The sequence below is a fragment of the Belliella marina genome, from assembly GCF_042682445.1.
GTDB classification, from domain to species: Bacteria; Bacteroidota; Bacteroidia; order Cytophagales; family Cyclobacteriaceae; genus Belliella; species Belliella marina.
The window spans coordinates 1-19,467 of sequence record NZ_JBHUHR010000012.1; the positions used below are offsets into that span (position 1 = coordinate 1).

Here is a 19,467-nt window from a genome sequence, read left to right on the forward strand (position 1 = left end):
AGTCTATCAAAACTGAGAATGCATTTAAGAGAAAAAAGAAACAGAGTGGAATAGTTATGTGAAATTTTAGCCCTTTTGCTTGTTTTTCAACATAGGAGGACACAGAGAGATTGTTCTATTTAACTTAGTTTACCTTGTGATCTCCGTGCCTCCTTGGTGTTCTCCGTGGTAAAATCGACTAAATACTTAACTAAATTAACTAATTCCTAAATTAACCAATTACTAATTTAACCAAATCAACTAATCAATAATTCCCCCAATAACCAGTCACTATTTGAAATTGAAAAACTATAAGCATGAAGAAAATAAAATTCTCAATGATCCTATCGGTCTTTCTGGCATTTTGCATGATAGAAGGAGTATTTGGACAGGTTACCTTGCCTGCGATTTTTTCCAATGACATGGTATTGCAAAGGAATTCCAATGTCAAAATATGGGGCAAGTCCGCACCAAAGCAGCGCATCTCAATTCATGGAACTTGGTCTGAAAATGTGGTCGAAACTACATCAGACGCTGATGGCAGATGGAAAACAGAAATCCCAACTCCAGAAGCAGGAGGTCCTTATAAACTCCAAATTCGTGATAACACAGGTGAGGAAATCGTTTTTTCGGGAGTTTTGATTGGTGAAGTTTGGCTTTGTTCCGGTCAATCCAATATGGAAATGCCCCTCAAAGGCTATCCTGCGCAACATATAGAAGGAGGGCAGGAGCAAATTGTCAGTGCCAAAAATCCATTGTTGAGAATGATCACCGTCCCTCGCAAAGCTGAATTGGAGCCAACAGACAATTTCGAAGGAGCATGGAAATCACCAAGTTCTGAAACAGTTTCCAATTTCAGTGCAACAGGCTGGTATTTCGGGAATCTCTTGACGGAGGTTTTGGATGTTCCAGTGGGCTTGATCCACGTGTCTTATGGTGGTTCCAATATCGAGGCTTGGATGGATTCCGAAATGCTGAAAGATTTCCCCGAGATTAATTTACCAAAGCAAAAAACTGATATCAAAGAACCCAATCGAACAGCCACAGCCCTATACAACGGAATGCTTTCGCCCATCATCGGCTATGGGATTGCGGGCGTGATTTGGTATCAAGGAGAGTCCAATTATGACAGACCCGATCAATATGAACGCTTGCTTCCAACAATGGTCAGTTTCTGGAGAGCCCAATGGTCAGTGGGGGAATTCCCTTTCTACTATGCACAGATCGCACCCTTCAATTATGCCCAATTCACTCCAAATGAAGTGATAGAAAAGAATAATTCTGCCTATATCAGGGATGCACAGAGAAAGGCAACAGACAAAATCCCAAACAGTGGCATGGTCGTATTATTGGATGTGGGAGAGAAGGAGAATATCCATCCAGCCAAAAAGAAAGAAGTAGGACATCGCTTTGCCTACTGGGCTTTGGCGAATACTTATGGATTGAAAGGCTTTGAGTTTGCTGGCCCCGTGTACAAAGAGTTTGCTACAGAAGGAAGTGTTGTGACCGTATCATTTGACCAAGTTCCAAGCGGGATTACATCTTATGGCAAAGAAGTGCTTGGTTTTGAAATAGCAGGGGAAGACAGGAAATTCCACCCAGCCCAAGCTGTATTGGGAAGAAAATCCATCAAATTATCCAGTCCAAACGTCCCAAACCCAGTAGCAGTCAGATACGCTTTCAAAGATTATGTAGCAGCAGAGATTTTCAGCACAGCAGGTTTGCCCTTGTCTTCATTTCGGACGGATGATTGGTGAGTAGGAATGGCATAGAGAAAGCATTTGCTGAATTAAAGTTTATATTTCATTGCTAAATTTCATGGGTATTGCAGGAAAAAGTTCTGTTTAGACACTAAATTTGGATACTTTGGACACAGAGGATTCATCAACTGTCATCTGCCCAAATTTCCCATCAGTAGAAAAACCCTATTCCCATCATCCAATGGATAGATTAATAGAATTATTTGAATCGATTTTGCCAATTTCAGATGCCGATAAAGCATTGATCATCCAAAACACCTATATTGAAACATTAGAGAAGGGAGAAAAATACTGCGGGCAAGGACAAACCTGCAAAAAAATGGGCTTCGTTTTGGAAGGCGTTTTTAAGGTGGTAAGAACCAATGCCATGGGAGATGATTTTATTCAGTATTTTACAAGTGAAGGACATTTTGCAGTTGCTTTGGAAAGTTTCACAAACAAGACACCTTCGGAGGAATATATAGAAGCACTGACCAAATGCACTTTGATCACATTGACAATTAGTAAGTATGAATTGTTGGAAAAATCAATCCCAAATTTTCCCAAAATCATAAGCCAAATAAAAGAAAAAGCATTGCTGGAAAAATATTTGCTGAAAAGCGAGATGCTTGTCGATGATGCCCAAACCAAGTACAGTAAACTGGTTCAAAGACAACCTTCGATTATACAACGCATTCCCCAAAGTCAAATCGCATCATTTTTGGGTATTACCCAACACACATTAAGTCGAATAAGGGCTAAGAAATGACTTTTTGCCATAAGGCAAAAAATTCCAATTTTCAACCCTCTAGTTTTGTTACTCCTTAATAAAACTAGAAAATGAACAAAGTACAGAACAAAGTAATCGTAGTTACAGGTGCGTCAAAAGGCATAGGGGCTGAAATTGCCAAGGCTATGGCAAATGATGGAGCGAAAGTGGTAGTCAACTATTCGTCTGACAAAAAAAACGGTGAAGCCATTGTTGAAAATATTGTGAAGAATGGAGGGACTGCTGTTGCGATCCAAGCAGATGTTACAAAGGCAAGCGATGTTAAAAGATTGTTTGAAGAAGTTGGGAAAAAATTTGGGCAGATTGACACATTAATTAACAATGCAGGTGTCTACAAATTTGAACCTGTAGAAATCATCACCGAAGAAGAATTCCATCGCCAATTCAACAGCAATGTCTTGGGAACGATTTTATCCATCCAAGAAGCCTTGGGATATTTTAATCAAAATGGAGGTAGTATTATCAATATCAGTTCAGTGGCAAGTGTTAAGGCAACACCCATGTCTTTGATCTATTCTGCAAGTAAAAGTGCCGTAGATGCAATTACCCGAACCTTATCAAAAGAGCTTGGGACAAGAAATATCCGTGTAAATTCAATCTTGCCCGGTCCAACTCAAACTGAGGGCAACCAGATCATAGGTTCTCAGATGGAAGATTTTATTGTTGGACAAACCCCATTGGGAAGAATTGGACAGCCAAAAGATATTTCAAACTTAGCTGTATTTTTAGCATCAGATGATGCTTCTTGGATTACAGGGCAAAAAATATGCGTATCAGGCGGATTTGATTAAACAAAATATGATTATCCGAAATGATACCAGTATGCATATTTAACACTCGGAATGATACGGATAATCGTTAACTGTCAACAGCAGCTGCAAATAAAGTACGTTATTTAAGTGGCTAGTGGTATGAAAACGGATATACATAAAAAACAACAAATGAAAAAATCAACTATAGAAGAGATAAAAGAGCGGTTTGACAATGATGTGGAGCGGTTCTCAAATTTGGATACGGGACAGCAGTCCACAATCGATGCCAGGGTTTCATTGGAACTCATTACAGAAGCTGCAAAGAGGATTGTTCCCAATGCCCAAAATCTTTTGGATGTAGGATGTGGCGGAGGGAATTATTCATTGATGATGCTTACAAAAATCCCAGGGCTCAACTGTACCCTGGTAGATTTGAGTAAACCCATGCTGTACAAGGCATTCGAACGGGTCTCTCAGAAAACAAATGGAGAAGTCACGATTTTGCAGGGAGATATTCGGGAAGTAGGGTTAAAGGAAAACCATTATGACATTATTTTGGCAGGTGCTGTTTTGCATCATCTTAGAGATGATACCGATTGGGAAAAAACCTTTGCAAAACTGTTTCAATTGCTCAAGCCAGGAGGTTGTCTGATGATTTCGGACTTGATCAGACAAGACACAGAATTGCTCAACGACTATATCTGGGAACGGTACGGGGATTATTTGGAAGGTTTGGGCGGAAAAGCTTACCGTCAGAATGTTCTGGACTATGTAGAAAAAGAAGATTCCCCCAGGTCTATGAACTACCAATTGGATCTGATGAAACAAGTAGGCTTCAAAAAAGTAGAAATCCTGCACAAAAACATGTGCTTTGGGGCATTTGGAGGGATTAAGTAGGAGAGAGAGTCAAGACGCAAGATACAAGAGACAAAAAATTAAGTGTCATGTGAGACAAAAGAATCGATATAAGCTTCGCGATATAAATAGATAAAAGCCTTCGGCGATATATTTAGGGTCGAGTTCAAATGACGATTGTGATTACAAAAAGTGTCAAGTAAATTCAGGACGAGACAAAGAGTCAAGAAGCATTTGTCAAGTGTCATGTACCGAAATGCGACAGGGTCATATCGAACGAAGTGAGATATCTTTCCGCAATTCGGGACAGGCTCCTTGCGGTCGATATGACTTGGCTATAAAACCAGGAGGTAAGTTTAAAAAAGTGTCAACTAATTTCAGGAGCGACAATAGAGACGAGAAGCAAGAGAAGACAGTTGGTCGAAAAATAGGGGCGTAGCCCATATATCTTCGTAGAAAAATGAAATGTCATTATTCCCATGAGGGGCGTTAGCCCTGAAATCTCAGCAAATTGGATTCAAACCCAAGATCACAGGACTACGCCCCTAAATCCCATCACGTCGGATTTTTTATCTAAGAAGAAGGATGGGCTACGCCCCTGATACCAAAGATTGAGAGCATCCATCAAATGACAAATGCAGGTGTAGGATATTTAACCTATTTACATTCTTCACATTTTTCAAATGAAACGTAATCACAACCATTCCAACCAAGTGACTACGCCCCTCTAGGTTTGCTTTGTGTTGTTTTTCTACGAAGAAGTAAGGACTAACGCCCCAGTGTGAAAGGTCCCGATGCAATTGGTTGATATGATTGGTTTCAAAAGTCCAGTAAGCGAAATAATGAACAAAAAGCGAAAACTGACTTTAGAAATGATCCGCGAAAATTTGATAATTGGGTTACACGCTTAAAATAGAATTCTGATAACATCAACTTTTTTCGGTCTCTTACCTTCATTCCGCACAAATAAATGTTGATTTTTCTTAAAAAATACCCTGTAGTTGGTATTTTATATATGGGTTGGAATGGGTAAGTTTGGGAAGTTTAATCGGTTTGAATAAACTTACTAATTTTTTTTGTAGAAAAGTTGCTTTGAAAGAAAGTGGGAAGAAGCTAAATGCTTCTTTATATTTTGCAGACATTGCATATGGAATCAAAGATGATTATAGTTTTAGTAATAAAAATTAAGCAATATGGAAAGACAATCAGTAGAATCCTCAAATCTTGCATCTGTTGGATATAATGTAGAAAACGAAATTCTTGAAATAGAATTTAATCACGGTGGTGTTTATCAATATTTTGATGTTCCCGAAAATGTTTATGAAGAATTGATGAGTGCAAGTTCGCACGGTCAATATTTTGACAGAAATATTAAAAAAGCAGGATATGAGTTTCAAAAAATGTAATTATGGAAAGATATAGAAATTCAAGTGGTGGTTCAGGAGTTTCAGCCTATGAAATAGGTTCTGATTATATCCTTGTGAAATTTTCTGGTACAGCTAGAACATATAGATATAGTTATCGAAAGGCTGGACAAAATCACGTGGAGAATTTGAAACGACTTGCAAAAAGTGGAAGCGGTTTAAATTCCTATATCAATATACACGTAAAGAATCTATATGATAAATAGAATTGACAATATAAAGGATTTTGGTGTTTACAAGAACTTTTCTTGGAGTTCTGTTACTGGGTTAAAAAATTTCAATCATAAAAACTTATTCTATGGTTGGAATTATTCTGGTAAAACAACTATATCAAGAATATTTAGTTCATTACGTGATAAAAAATTACACAATAGCTATAATAATAGTTTTTTCAAAGTAAATACATCTGCTGGTGATTTTGATTCATCAACCTTACAAAGCTTCCCATTTGAAATCCTTGTCTTTAACTCTGATTATATAAAAGACAATCTTAACTTCAGTATTCATAAGGATGAAATTTCTGAATCCAAGACCATTCTATTTGAAGTTGGGGATAATGCAAAATACACTGAGAAAATAATAGAGCTAAAAAACAAAATTGAATTAATAAATGGTACTGAAACTACCGTAGGTAAAAAAAGCCCATACCTGAAAACTATTGATGAGTTCGAAATTTATGACAGATCAACAACAGGCAAGTTTACACATTTCGCAAAAGAGATCAAAATTGATCATTTTGGAAGCGAAATTGATTTTACCAAGGCAAACCTAAAACCAATCGTATCTAAGGTAAAATACAATTTATCTGAGTTTATAATAACCGACAAAAAGAAATTAGCGCAACTCAAAGCCATAGTTTTATCAAAAGAACCCAAAGAGGTTCTGGAAGAAATTTCATTCAACTCTACCTATGAAATATTAATAAAATCGGTAAATGATTTATTAGTAAAAATTCCTGATAAAAAGCATTTAGATAAAATATTGAATAGTAATTCAGAAGTATATACTTGGGTAAAGAAGGGCAAGGAGCTTCATTCAAAATCTGATAAATGTCTGTTTTGTGATAATGAAATAAAACCCGATAGGTTTCAATATTTAACTGAATTTTTCAATAGTGAAGCTTCAACTACAAAAGAAGGTATTAACAATCTAAAAAGCCAAATCATTGAAGAAGAAGATAATTCAAAACAAATTAATTTTCCTTCAAGTAGTAATGACCTAAACTTAGGGTACATTGACGAATATTTAAGTTTAAAAAAAGAACTTGATAAAATTTTTACATCCTACAAAAAGCACTTAAAAACTCTTGCTGCAAAACTGGATTTGAAGTTAAGCAAGTCTTTACACGTTAGTGTAGATGCAATAAAGGAATTTGATTTTTCGCTAATTACAAATAAAATTGAACAGCTAAACAATGTAATTAGAAGCAATAATGATTTTTCAAAAGGTTTCAAACACCGTATTGAAAATGAACGAAACATCTACAAAAATCATTTAATTGCCTCATTTTTAATGAGAGAAAAATACCTTGATAAGGAAAAGAAATGCAATTCTGCAATTGAACAAATTGAGAAACTAAATACCCAAGTAAGTGATTATGAAAAGCAAATTCACTTTTATGAATCGAAAAAGGTTAGTGACGCTGAAGGTGCTTTAAGATATACATACTTTATTCAGAGCTTTTTAAATCGAAATGATATAGAAATAATTTTAGAGCCAATATCTAAAAAGTTTTTGCTACTTAGAGGCAGTGAGAATGCATCAAATTTAAGTGAGGGCGAAAAAACTTCAATAGCATTTTCTCATTTTTTAGTTACCATAAAATCGTTAGAGTCTAAAGGGGTTTTTAAAGATTATATCGTTTTTATTGACGATCCAATCTCAAGTTTAGATGGGAATCACATCTTTCAAATAAACTCGATTTTAAAAGAAATGCTCTTTTCCAATGATAATCCTGGAGGTGAGTGGAAACTTAAATGTCTTCAATTATTTTTTTCAACTCATAACTTCGAATTTTTCAATTTATTGAGAGAATTACCAATGGAGAAGCCTAGCAAAGAGTCAAAATACTATATTGAAAGGAGTTTTACTGACAATACCACCATTATCAAGGAATTGCCTGCCATTTTAGACAAGTATAAATCTGAGTATCATTATTTATTTAAAGAAATCTACGAATTTAACAAACTAAAAAAACCTCTAAAATCAGACAAGCTATTTTTAATACCAAATACCTTAAGAAGGTTTTTGGAAATGTACACATTAACTAAATATCCAAGTGATCAAAATGTAGATAGAAGAGCTGACAAGATTTTTTCCCCTGAAATTTCCAAGAGAATTTGTAAGCCATTCCATTATTTTAGTCATTTAGACAACATAGATAGAATTGGCAAACAAAGTGAATATGTGGCGGATATTCCTGTTGCTTGTAGGGAATTAATAAAACATATAAAGAAGAAAGACAAACTTCATTTTGAAGCACTAGAAAATGCAATTACTCTTTAAAAATGGCAACAATAAAAATAAATCAACAACTCAAACGAATTGAAATTAAAGAATTTGAAATCGAAAATCAAATCGTTTTCAATTACTTTGACAATCTTCCTGCAAGTGATAGAGATGATAAATTGCTAAGAGCAATTTACATTGGAGTGTTGGCTCTAATGGAAGACCGAATTTCCTCTTTTCTTTCAAAAACATCCAATGAGTTAGGAACAGAACTCGAAAGTTTGAAGATGATTTTTGAAATGAAGAAAGAACTTTTCTATAAATCAACAATAAAAGGTGTTTTAGCGGAGGATGAAATTGCAGAGTTTTTAAACCAATATTTTGCAGATAAAAAACTAAAAGACAGAGCGTTTTTAACTGGCAATGCAGCAGGGAATTTACCGAAAAACAAAACAGGTGATATAATTTGTGAATTAAACGGAACGCCTGATTTAAAAATAGCTATTGAATGTAAGTTTGACAAAAGTGTTCGTTTAGGAAATATTGAAAGCAAAGATATTTTTACTCGTAAATCTGATACTGCTTGGAGTCAATTAATAGAAGCACAAGCCAATAGAGACAGTAAAGTAAGTTTAATTGTTTTTGACATTTCCTTAGTAGAAAACTCGATTCTAAGGAATTTCGAAAATGTGGGTTACATTCCCGGAGTTGGTTTTGTTGCCATTATTAATTCACAAAAAGGAGATTACAGTAATTTGGCTATTGCGTATATGTTAGCAAGAGACATTGCTTTAAATGCTAAAGAAATTGAACTCGACAAAGATATTTTGGCAATGATGGTAAACCGAATCATCAAAGACATCAATGAAGTATTGACAATAAAATCTTTGGTTCACAATAACATTGAAAACAACAAAGCGATTTTAAAACAATTAGAAAAATCAATTCTTTTAATGGAATTCAACCAAGAATATTTGAAACGTTTTCTAAACCAAGGAACTCTAACCAAAAAAGACTTACTAGACTTTTATTCAGGAGAAGATGTAAAAGACAAGTATAGGCTAATTGAAAAGGACATCAATGCAATATAGATAGGAATAATCTCCCGAACAGTAAATCACCCCTTACCTAAAATCCAAAAACAACCATAAAACCATAAATTCTCTCCGCGCCTTTGCGTGAATCATCCCACCATAAGTAAGTATACCTGAATCCCCCATACAGCACACCACAGGAAAGAAAGGCAAACCGCTTTTGATAATTTGACCTTCGATGAAATCGTTCCGCTTTTACTGTACTTTGGTTTTGGTGCTTGTGCTGTGCAGAAATGCATATTCACAGGACTTGTCATTTTTGGATCAATACAATCCTGTCTGGAATTCGCCCAGTGCGAATGCCGGGGAGTCCATGCCTGTGGGTGGGGGAGATATTGGCTTGAATGTATGGGTAGAGGATGGGGAACTGATTTTTTATATCGGAAGATCGGGTGCTTTTGATGAAAACAATACGTTGCTCAAACTGGGTAGAACCCGAATCAAGCTATCTCCAAATCCTTTTGATAACTCGGATAATTTCAAGCAGGAACTGGTTTTGAAAGATGGTTTCCTCGAAATAAAAGCCAGGGATACCAAAATCGAGATATGGGTAGATGTTCATCGGCCCATTATCCACCTCGAACTTGAGTCCAAGCAAGCGATCAGCATGACGGCTAGCTATGAATCATGGAGGTACAAAGACCGCACGGTTACAGGCAAAGCCAATAATGCCAACAGCTACAAATGGGCGCCCCAAGGGGAGGTGATCACTTATGCCGATAAGATAGATTTTGTGGAAAATGGCGTGTTGTTTTTTCACCGAAACAAAGCGGAACCTACTGTTTTTGACATTGTAGTTGCCCAACAAAAGTTGGATGAGGTAAAAGAACAATTGTACAATCCCATATCGAACCTCACTTTTGGTGGATGGATTGAGGGAAAAGGCTTGGTTGCATCCCAAAAAAGCAGCGGAGTATATCAGGATACGGACTTTGAAGCTTGGGAGTTGAAAAGCGAGAAGCCATCTAAGCAGCATCAGATGGTTATTTACCTACATACCAATCAGACCACTGACCAAAAACAATGGCTGGACGAATTGGCACAATTCAAGGCTGAAAATAAACCCAACACATGGAAGAAAAACAAAGCTGAAACCCGAAAGTGGTGGAGGGATTTTTGGGATAGAAGCCATGTGGTGATAGATCCGGATAAGCGCAAAGATGACTCAGTCTGGAATGTAGGCAAGAATTATCAGCTTTTCCGCTACATGTTGGCATGCAATGCTTACGGAGCTTATCCGACCAAATTCAATGGGGGACTTTTCACGGTAGATCCATTCTACACAGACAGTACTTACAGACTTACCCCCGACCATAGAAATTGGGGTGGGGGAACCATGACTGCCCAAAACCAGCGGTTGGTCTATTTCCCCATGTTGGCAAGCGGGGATTTTGACATGATGCCTTCCCAACTTGATTTTTACTTGAATTTGCTGAAAAATGCAGAATTGCGCAGCAAGGTTTACTGGGGACATGAAGGGGCGAGTTTCACGGAGCAGTTGGAAAATTTCGCTTTGCCCAATCCGGCAGAATATGGCTGGAAAAGACCTGAAGGATACGATCCGGGTATGCAGTACAATGCATGGTTGGAATATCAGTGGGATACCGTATTGGAATTTTGCCTGATGATGCTCGAATTGGAGAGATATGATGGACAGGATATCAGCAAATACATCCCATTTATAGAAAGCTGTTTGACATTCTTTGACGAACATTATCAATACCTCGCAAGGAATCGCGGAGCAAAGGTTTATGACCAAAATGGGCATTTGGTGCTTTATCCCGGCACTGCGAATGAAACCTACAAGATGGCTTACAATGCCAATTCGACCATTTCAGGACTGAAAGTCATCACCCAAAGACTATTGGAATTGCCAGCAGGATACTTGGGAGAGGATCAGAAATCCCATTGGGAAAAATTCTTGGCTACGATTCCACCTTTGAACTTACGGAAAATCAACGGACATACCGTCCTTTCCCCTGCAAAACTCTGGGAAAGGGTCAACAATACCGAATCTCCACAGATGTACCCAGTTTATCCTTGGAAGCTGTATGGCTTGGGTTTGCCCAATCTGGATTTTGCTTGGAACACCTGGCATCATGATCCCGATGTGGAAAAATTCAGAAGCCATGTCGGCTGGAAGCAGGACAATATTTTCGCAGCCCGTATGGGCATGGTGGGTGAAGCAGCCGAATGGACACTGAAAAAAATGGCTGATTCAGGCAGGAGGTTTCCTGCATTTTGGGGACCTGGATTCGATTGGGTTCCGGATCATAATTGGGGGGGATCTGGCATGATTGGCATTCAGGAAATGCTTGTTCAGACATTGGAAGACAAAATTTACCTTTTCCCCGCATGGCCAAAGGACTGGGATGTAGACTTCAAGCTACATGCTGCTTATCTGACAACTATCACAGGAAGTTTGCGAAACGGAAAATTGGAAAACCTGCAAGTAATTCCAGCACATCGGGAAAAAGACATAATCAACCTCTTGGATTTCAGCCTGGAAGAAAAGAATGAGTTGGGGGATATTGATTGATATTGATTGGATATTATTTGATACTGGTTTTTACTAGATATTGATAGAGGGATAGTTTATCGGTTTTCAGATAGAAGTTAACAGTTATTAGTTAACAGTTATCGGTGATCAGTTATCAGTTATTAGCTCACCAGGTTCCAAGCCAACAGATAACTTAATCAACCAATAACCGATAAACCCAATCAACCAATTACCAATTCAACCAATAACTCAATTAACCGATAACCTAATCAACCAATTAACTAATTCAACTAATAACCAGTCAACCAAAAGCAAATTTAGACCATCATAAAACTATAAATAATGAATAAAATTTCTTTGATTTTAATTTTAGGAATGCTGGGAAGCCTACTTTTTTCCAGCAAGATAATTGCCCAGCAGAGGGCTTTGGTCAATACCGATGAAAGTCCTTTTGCCAAGCTCAAAAGTGTGGACATGCAGGACGTGGTTTGGACTGGTGGGTTTTGGAAAGAACGTTTTGATGTGACCAAGGAAAAAACCATCCCATTTATGTGGAGTCTGTATCATGATGCTGATATCAACCATGCGGTGCGGAATTTTGAGATAGCAGCGGGAGAAATCCAAGGGAAATTCAAAGGACCTTCTTTCCACGACGGGGATTTTTATAAGGTATTCGAAGCCATGGCTTCCCTATATGCCGTGACCAAAGATGTTGATATAGACAAAGAAATGGACAGGGCGATTGCATTGATAGCCAAAACCCAAAGGGAAGATGGATATCTCCATACACCTGTATTGATAGAGGAAAGGTGGGGAACGCTCGGACCTGAAGAGGTTCAGAAGCAGTTGAGTTTCGAGAAGTACAATATGGGGCATTTGATGACCGCTGCCTGTGTTCACTATAGAGCTACGGGAAAAAGGAATTTCTTGGATGTAGCCATTGGAGTTGCAGATTTTCTGTATGATTTTTACAAAGATGCTTCGCCCGAATTGGCTAGAAATGCCATTTGTCCTTCCCACTACATGGGGGTGACAGAAATGTATCGGACTACCAGAAATGAAAAATATTTGGAATTATCCCAAAATCTGATCGATATCAGGGGAACGACCGATGATGGAACAGATGACAACCAAGACCGCTATCCTTTTAGGGAACAAAAAGTGTCTATGGGGCATGCAGTCAGGGCAACTTATCTCTATGCTGGGGTAGCAGATCTGTATGCAGAAACTGGGGAGGAGATCCTGTTGGAAAATCTCCTTTCGATCTGGGAAGATGTGGTGTATAGAAAAATGTACGTCAACGGTGGATGTGGCGCTTTGTACGATGGAGTTTCCCCCGATGGCACATCCTATGATCCCTCACAAGTCCAAAAAACCCATCAATCTTTCGGGAAACCTTTCCAATTGCCCCACGCATCAGCCCACAATGAAACTTGTGCCAATATCGGCAACATGCTTTGGAACTGGAGAATGCTGCAATTGACCCAGGATGCCAAGCATACAGATGTCATGGAATTGAATTTCTACAACAGCATCCTTTCCGGAATCAGCTTGAAAGGGACAGAGTTTTTCTACAACAACCCCCTGAGTGCCAAGCTGGATTTGCCTTACAACCTGAGGTGGCCAAATATCAGGGAGGGCTACATTTCCAAAAGCAATTGCTGTGCTCCAAACGTCGCAAGAACCCTCGCACAGGTCAATAATTATGCTTATAGCATTTCCGAAAAGGGGATTTTTGTCAATCTCTATGGAAGTAATACCCTGAACACGGAATTTGCCAATGGAGACAAGGTTTCCCTAACCCAAACTTCCGAATATCCATGGGATGAAACCATCAAATTGACAATGGATAGGGTACCCAAAGATGAATTTTCCCTGCATTTGAGAATCCCCGGTTGGTGTGAAAAAGCCTCCCTTAAAGTGAATGGTCAGCTCCAAAACCAAAAGTTGGAATCGGGAAGCTATTTCGCTATTTCCAGAAATTGGAAAAAAGGAGATCAGGTAGAATTGGTCTTGGAAATGCCTGTTCAATTGCTCGAATCCCATCCATTGGTAGAAGAAAGCAAAAACCAGATAGTAGTCAAAAGAGGACCGATAGTGTACTGTGCAGAATCGATGGATTTGCCTGAAGGAAAAAAAGTTGATGATTTAATTTTTGATACAAATAGTGAATTTTCAACAGAATGGATGGAAGTTGATGGAAACAAGCTTTTGGCATTGAAAGGCGAAGCCATCTTCCAATCCGAAAGAAACTGGGACAAAAAACTCTACAGTCCACTGAACAAAAGCAAAACAGACAAAGCAACCCTCACCCTCATCCCATACTTCGCCTGGGCCAACCGAGGAGAAGGAGAAATGCTGGTTTGGATGCCTTTTAAGTGATTGGAGAGAAGTGAGAGGCTAGAAGCGAGAGGCAAGAAACAAGAAGCGAGAAACAAGAGGAAAGAAACAAGTGACAGAAATGAGTGTGCTTTATACGACTACGTCACCTCGACGGCAGGAGAGGTCTCCTTCCGTCTTTGTACAAAGAAGTGGAAAAATGAAAAGTATATATAAATTTCAGTTCGAGATTTCTTTCCGCAATCCTACGGAACAGGCTCCACGCCTCCCTTACGGGAGGTAAATTCGAAATGATCACCAGGTCACCCCGACGGCAGGAGAGTTATCTTTACTTGGACTAAGAGGCATTTATGAAGATTGAAAACAAAAGAAAAACAACAGGAAAAAGTGTCAAGTAAAATCAGGATGTGACAAAGAGACAAGAGAAAGCAGACTCGTATCTAACCTCTAGCCTCTCACTTTCACTAAATTTTCAGCGTATCTCTGCACCTTTGTGGCCTTTGCGAGAGACCAGCTAATCATCAATCAAGTAAGTACAGGATGGCTTCAGCCAATCAGAAATTAAGTTTGTAAAAAGAATTATTCGCTGCTAAACTTTATAACCATGAAACTGAATACTGAGTCCAATTTTGATTTTTCCGGTGGTATCATTCCTCCTTTAGTCACGCCTATGCTGGATGATGACAGCTTGGATTTGGAAGGATTGGGAAAATTGATAGCGCATGTCATTGCTGGGGGCGTCAATGGGGTGTTTATCCTCGGAACCACAGGCGAATCGACAAACCTTTCCAATAAACTAAAGCATGAACTTACCCAGAAAACCTGTGAATTGGTAAATGGAAGGATTCCTGTTTTGGTGGGAATCACTGACACGTCTATTGTAGAAAGTGTGAAGTTAGCCAATACTGCGAAGGAAGCAGGTGCATCGGCTTTAGTTGCCGCACCGCCATATTATTATGCTTTGTCCCAGCAGGAGCTTTTGGAATATTACACGGACCTTAACCAAAGACTTCCTTTGCCTTTGTTTTTGTACAACATGCCTGTTCATACCAAGACAGTGATAGAACCCAAGACTGTGGCAGAGCTTTCCAAACTTTCCGGGGTTATAGGCCTAAAAGACAGTTCCGCAAACAGTGTGTACTTCAACAAGCTTATCCATACCATGAAAGGTCAGCCTGACTTTTCCCTATGGGTAGGTCCGGAAGAAATCATGGCAGAAGCAGTATTGATGGGCGCTTCTGGTGGAGTCAATGGAGGTGCCAATATTTTCCCTGAATTATATGTGGCTTTATACAAGGCAGCAAAATCAGGGGATTTGGAAAAAGTCAGAAAACTCCACGATCAGGTGATGTTGATTTCAGACAGTTTGTACACAATCGGGAAGTATGGATCTTCCTATTTGAAGGGAGTGAAAGCTGCACTTTCTGTATTGGGTATTTGCAGTGATTTTATGGCTTCGCCACTGCATAATTTTGGGAAGTCTGAGAAAGACCAGGTTGCAAAAGCCGTCGAGAACATCAAGTCTATGATAGGATAATGGCTGATCAAATCGAAATACTTGACCTGATTATCTTCTTTGGATACATGGCAGGTATTCTTTTGTTTGGGATTTCATTCTACTTCAGAAAAAATAAATCTCCCGAAAATTATGTGACAGGTGGTGGGAAATTGCCAACCTGGGCGATAGGAATGTCTATTTTTGCAACTTTTGTGAGTAGCATCAGTTTTTTGGCGTTGCCAGGAAGTGCCTATCTGGGCAATTGGAATAGTTTCGTCTTTAGTTTGACGATTCCCATTGCAGCATATATTGCGATCAAGCTGTTTATCCCACTGTACAGAAAGATCAACAGTGTTTCTGCCTATTACTATCTGGAAGTAAGGTTCGGTTCTTGGGCCAGGGTCTATGCCTCCATTTGTTACTTGCTGACACAATTGGCAAGGATGGGTTCTATTCTGTACCTTCTAGCATTGCCAATGAATGCCTTATTGGGCTGGGATATTGCTTGGATAATTATCATCACGGGTATTTGCGTGATCATTTATGCAGCTTTGGGTGGAATTGAGGCAGTGATTTGGACAGATGCCATACAGGGCATTATCCTGATTGCTGGAGCGGTTATTTGTCTTTTGGTAATCCTCAATCAAATCCCCGGTGGAACAACAGAGGCTATAAAAGTTGCCAAAGCCCATGACAAACTTAGTCTGGGGAGCTTCCAATTGGATTTTACCACCTCTACTTTTTGGGTGATATTGGTATATGGATTGGTGATCAATCTCCAAAACTTCGGAGTAGACCAAAACTACATCCAAAGATATATGAGTGCAAAAAACGAAAAGGAAGCCATCCAATCCACATGGTTTGGCAGCTTGCTTTATATTCCGGTTTCCCTTTTATTCTTTATGATTGGGACGGCTTTGTATGTCTATTATCAATCAGATCTAACGATACTGCCCCAAGGCTTAAGGACTTTGGATGCGGCAGATAAGATATTTCCATACTTCATTGTCAACGGCCTACCAACAGGATTTACTGGTTTGTTGATCGCTGCGATTTTTGCGGCTGGGATGAGTACCATTTCCACAAGCCTAAACAGTTCCTCGACAATAATCCTCACAGATCATTATAAAAAATACATCTCCAAAAACCCAAGTATGGGGGCAAGTTTAAGGGTATTGCGGATTTCTGCGGTGTTTATGGGCTTGATCAGCATAGCTGTTGCCCTTGCGATGACAGGAGTCACAAGTGCACTGGATGCTTGGTGGGCATTGTCATCCATTTTCAGTGGAGGGGTATTGGGCTTATTTCTACTGGGATATTTAGCCAAGAATGTGAAAAAAATCGAAGCGCTTATAGGAGTCATTATCGGTGTGTTGGTGATCTCTTGGATGAGTTTATCAGCTATACTCTTGGAAGGTGAAATGCTGGAAAAATTCAAAAACCCTCTCCACGCCAACTTGACGATTGTAGTAGGAACATTGGTGATATTTCTTGTTGGATTTCTCCTGAGTGGAATTGGGAGAAAGAAGGGGGAGACGAGAAAAAAATAAGAGATAAGAAGCAAGAGACGAGACACAAGATATAAGACACAAGATTCAAGACGAAAACTACAACCACGAAGTGGTTGAACTTTGAATAACCCCGGGTTATAACCCGGGGAGTAATGAAGATACAGGAAACAACAACCCCAAAGGGGTTGAACTCCTCTAATTGAAAGAAAAAAGTGTCAATCTATTTCTGGATGTGGCATAATATGATCGGTGGATTTAACGGTCAACCGATGACTGTTGACTAATGGCATTTCTGAATATCACCAAAACCAAAAAAAATCAAAAGAAACATATATGAACGCTAAATTATTATCGAGAGAGGTAAATAAAGGCACAGGTGCACCGGTTATCGGGGTTTTTGCTCCTTGTGATCCAAGAATAGATCAAGCCAGCAGGGAACGAAGCATCAACATCGTGAAAAGTGCTGCACAGAAGTTGGCCAGCAAAATCAAACAGCCTGATGGAAAAGCTGTCGAGATCGTCTATTCTGATATTTTGATAGATGCAGAAAGCCAAGCAGATCAGGTAGCACGTCAGTTCAAGGAAGCTGGAGTGAACATTCTGGTGTGTGTTCCCGATACCTGGTCCTTTCCCCAATTGACTACATTATCCCTGATGGCGCATTTTCCAAAGGATACCCCGATCAATTTTACCACAGGCAACAGCGCACCAAGACCAGGTGTAGTTTATACCCATGCGACTGCTGGGGCTATTGCCCAATTTGGCAAGTTGACCCATATCAATGTAGGCAAATGGCCAGATACTGGACAATCACCTGAAATGGATGATCAGACTTTGGGAAACTTGGTGGATTGGTGTTATGCAGCAATTACTTTTATAGGCTTGAGAGGCAGAAGGGTTGTGGTTTTTGGTCATGATTCCATGGGAATGGAAACTGCCTTGGCGCATGTGTTGGAAACCAGAAATCAATTTGGTTTGGAGATTACCAGGCTCGATATGAAGCTGCTTTCTGATATGCTCCAAAAGGAATCCTATGACAAAGAAGAGCTCAAGAAACTGAGATTATGGCTCGAAGGGCATGCAAAAGACAGGATTGAATTGCCTGAATTGGAGAAAGACAGTGAGTTGTTGGATAAAAGTTTGGCTTTATACCTTATCGTAAGGGATCTGATGGTGGAATTGGATGCTGTGGGTGGTGGCTTTATGAGCCAATTGGAATGGGGATCTGATTCCCGTGCTATTCAGCAACCTGTAGCGGACATCATGGAGTCGCTTTTCAATTCAACTTTCGACCATAATGGTCCCAAGCCCGTAATTCCATTTGCAACCGAAGCGGATGTACAGGCACTGTTGACACAGTTGTTTATGACTTGGCTTTCGGGTGGAAATCCTCCTTTGTTTATGGATTTCAGAAAAGTCTGGGAAAAGGATGATCTTATAGAGTTTACAAAAGAGCAGAACCTTCCAGTTTCCAAAGAAGATGATTGGATTGAAAAAGGTTTTGTGGATGGAGTGAATTCAGGCTCGGCTTCTTTCGATTGGGCGGCATTACCAGGTTCGGATGAGGATACGATCATGTCCAAAATCTCCTTCCCCAAAGCCGTGGATTATTTCTATTATTTGGGCAATTCTGTCCACTACATTTCTCCAGGCGGAATCGAAGGCATAGCAGCTAGGTTGGCATACAGTTCTCTGTCAGGAATGTTCTCCATGGTTTGGGATGAAGCAAAGACGGTGGAACTGCCACATGATATCGCCCAAGCTATCCGACAGACTGCAAACCCTACTTGGCCACATACATTTGTGGTGCCAAAGTATGCCAGCATGACCGAGTACAAGCAGTATGCTCCATCCAACCATTTTCACATGACTTGGGGACTAAAACCTGCCAGATTGCAATTTTGGATGGATTTCACCAATGTCTTGTCCATAACACCTTGGCAAGCCAGGCCGGCATTTGTGGAGGGAACAGACAGACCAGTGCCTTTATTGCACCTGATCAATGGTGGTGAAGTGAATACCAAAAGATTGAAATTGGGAAGATAGAAGAACCAATCGATATTTCGATTTAACCACAAGGAGCACAAAGGTTTCAGAAGATTCACAAGGCTTTGTCCTAGAGTAAAAACCACAGTGTCCTTTGTGCAACCTTAGAGTCCTTTGTGGTTTGTTCTCCTGAGAAAACAAAGGAGTCATGCTAAGATGGTTTATTACTTGAAATAATCTTTGGTAAGGTGTACAAATAAAGAGCTAATGTATATTTCGATTTAACCACAAGGAGCACAAAGGTTTCACAAGATTCACAAAGCTTTGTCTTAGTGTCCTTTGTGTAACCTTAGAGTCCTTAGTGGTTTGTTCTCCTGAGAAAACAAAGGAGTCAGGTTAAGGTGGTTTATTACTTGAATTAACCTTTGGTAAGGTGTTCAAATAAAGAGCTAATGCATATTTCGATTTAACCACAAGGAGCACAAAGGTTTCAGAAGATTCACAAAGCTTCGTCCTAGAGTCAAAATCTTAGTGTCCTTTGTGCAACCTTA

Annotated in this window: 13 protein-coding genes; all 13 read left to right on the forward strand. The window is 39.3% G+C overall.

From position 1 onward, the window contains the following. The first annotated feature begins 296 nt into the window (after positions 1 to 296). The 13 genes from ACFSKL_RS03405 (at position 297) to ACFSKL_RS03465 (ending at position 18,976) form a co-directional block, all read left to right on the forward strand. Positions 297 to 1,736 (forward strand): sialate O-acetylesterase, encoded by a 1,440-nt coding sequence (locus tag ACFSKL_RS03405; protein ID WP_376883508.1) that lies wholly within the window; start codon positions 297 to 299, stop codon positions 1,734 to 1,736. Positions 1,737 to 1,920: 184 nt separating this feature from the next. After that, on the forward strand, positions 1,921 to 2,487 hold the full coding sequence (locus ACFSKL_RS03410; protein ID WP_376883509.1) for a Crp/Fnr family transcriptional regulator: 567 nt from the start codon (positions 1,921 to 1,923) through the stop codon (positions 2,485 to 2,487). A 71-nt stretch (positions 2,488 to 2,558) separates the two neighbouring features. Beyond that, complete coding sequence (locus ACFSKL_RS03415; RefSeq protein ID WP_376883510.1) at positions 2,559 to 3,299, forward strand: SDR family NAD(P)-dependent oxidoreductase; 741 nt, start codon at positions 2,559 to 2,561, stop codon at positions 3,297 to 3,299. A gap of 150 nt (positions 3,300 to 3,449) precedes the next feature. Beyond that, positions 3,450 to 4,157 carry a class I SAM-dependent methyltransferase gene (locus ACFSKL_RS03420; protein ID WP_376883511.1) on the forward strand — a complete coding sequence of 236 codons (708 nt, stop codon included), beginning with the start codon at positions 3,450 to 3,452 and terminating at the stop codon, positions 4,155 to 4,157. A 1,151-nt stretch (positions 4,158 to 5,308) separates the two neighbouring features. Further along, positions 5,309 to 5,521, forward strand: a complete 213-nt coding sequence (locus ACFSKL_RS03425) for a KTSC domain-containing protein (protein ID WP_376883512.1) — start codon at positions 5,309 to 5,311, stop codon at positions 5,519 to 5,521. Positions 5,522 to 5,523: 2 nt separating this feature from the next. Next, positions 5,524 to 5,745 carry a hypothetical protein gene (locus tag ACFSKL_RS03430; RefSeq protein ID WP_376883513.1) on the forward strand — a complete coding sequence of 74 codons (222 nt, stop codon included), beginning with the start codon at positions 5,524 to 5,526 and terminating at the stop codon, positions 5,743 to 5,745. Beyond that, positions 5,735 to 8,044, forward strand: coding sequence for an AAA family ATPase (locus ACFSKL_RS03435; protein WP_376883514.1), 2,310 nt, complete (start codon positions 5,735 to 5,737; stop codon positions 8,042 to 8,044). Before ACFSKL_RS03430 ends, ACFSKL_RS03435 begins: the two co-directional genes overlap by 11 nt. 2 nt (positions 8,045 to 8,046) lie before the next feature. Then, complete coding sequence (locus ACFSKL_RS03440) at positions 8,047 to 9,078, forward strand: hypothetical protein (RefSeq protein WP_376883515.1); 1,032 nt, start codon at positions 8,047 to 8,049, stop codon at positions 9,076 to 9,078. A 181-nt stretch (positions 9,079 to 9,259) separates the two neighbouring features. Beyond that, positions 9,260 to 11,620: a DUF5703 domain-containing protein gene (locus tag ACFSKL_RS03445; RefSeq protein WP_376883516.1), complete on the forward strand. Its 2,361-nt coding sequence runs from the start codon at positions 9,260 to 9,262 to the stop codon at positions 11,618 to 11,620. 303 nt (positions 11,621 to 11,923) lie between these two features. Beyond that, positions 11,924 to 13,963, forward strand: a complete 2,040-nt coding sequence (locus tag ACFSKL_RS03450; RefSeq protein ID WP_376883517.1) for an aceric acid hydrolase — start codon at positions 11,924 to 11,926, stop codon at positions 13,961 to 13,963. A 562-nt stretch (positions 13,964 to 14,525) separates the two neighbouring features. Further along, the gene (locus tag ACFSKL_RS03455; protein ID WP_376883518.1) at positions 14,526 to 15,458 is read left to right on the forward strand and encodes a dihydrodipicolinate synthase family protein; all 933 of its coding nucleotides are present in this window, start codon (positions 14,526 to 14,528) and stop codon (positions 15,456 to 15,458) included. After that, positions 15,458 to 16,969 carry a sodium:solute symporter family protein gene (locus ACFSKL_RS03460; RefSeq protein WP_376883519.1) on the forward strand — a complete coding sequence of 504 codons (1,512 nt, stop codon included), beginning with the start codon at positions 15,458 to 15,460 and terminating at the stop codon, positions 16,967 to 16,969. The genes ACFSKL_RS03455 and ACFSKL_RS03460 overlap by 1 nt, the downstream gene beginning before the upstream one ends. Positions 16,970 to 17,263: 294 nt before the next feature. Further along, complete coding sequence (locus tag ACFSKL_RS03465; RefSeq protein ID WP_376883520.1) at positions 17,264 to 18,976, forward strand: hypothetical protein; 1,713 nt, start codon at positions 17,264 to 17,266, stop codon at positions 18,974 to 18,976. Positions 18,977 to 19,467 lie beyond the last annotated feature (491 nt).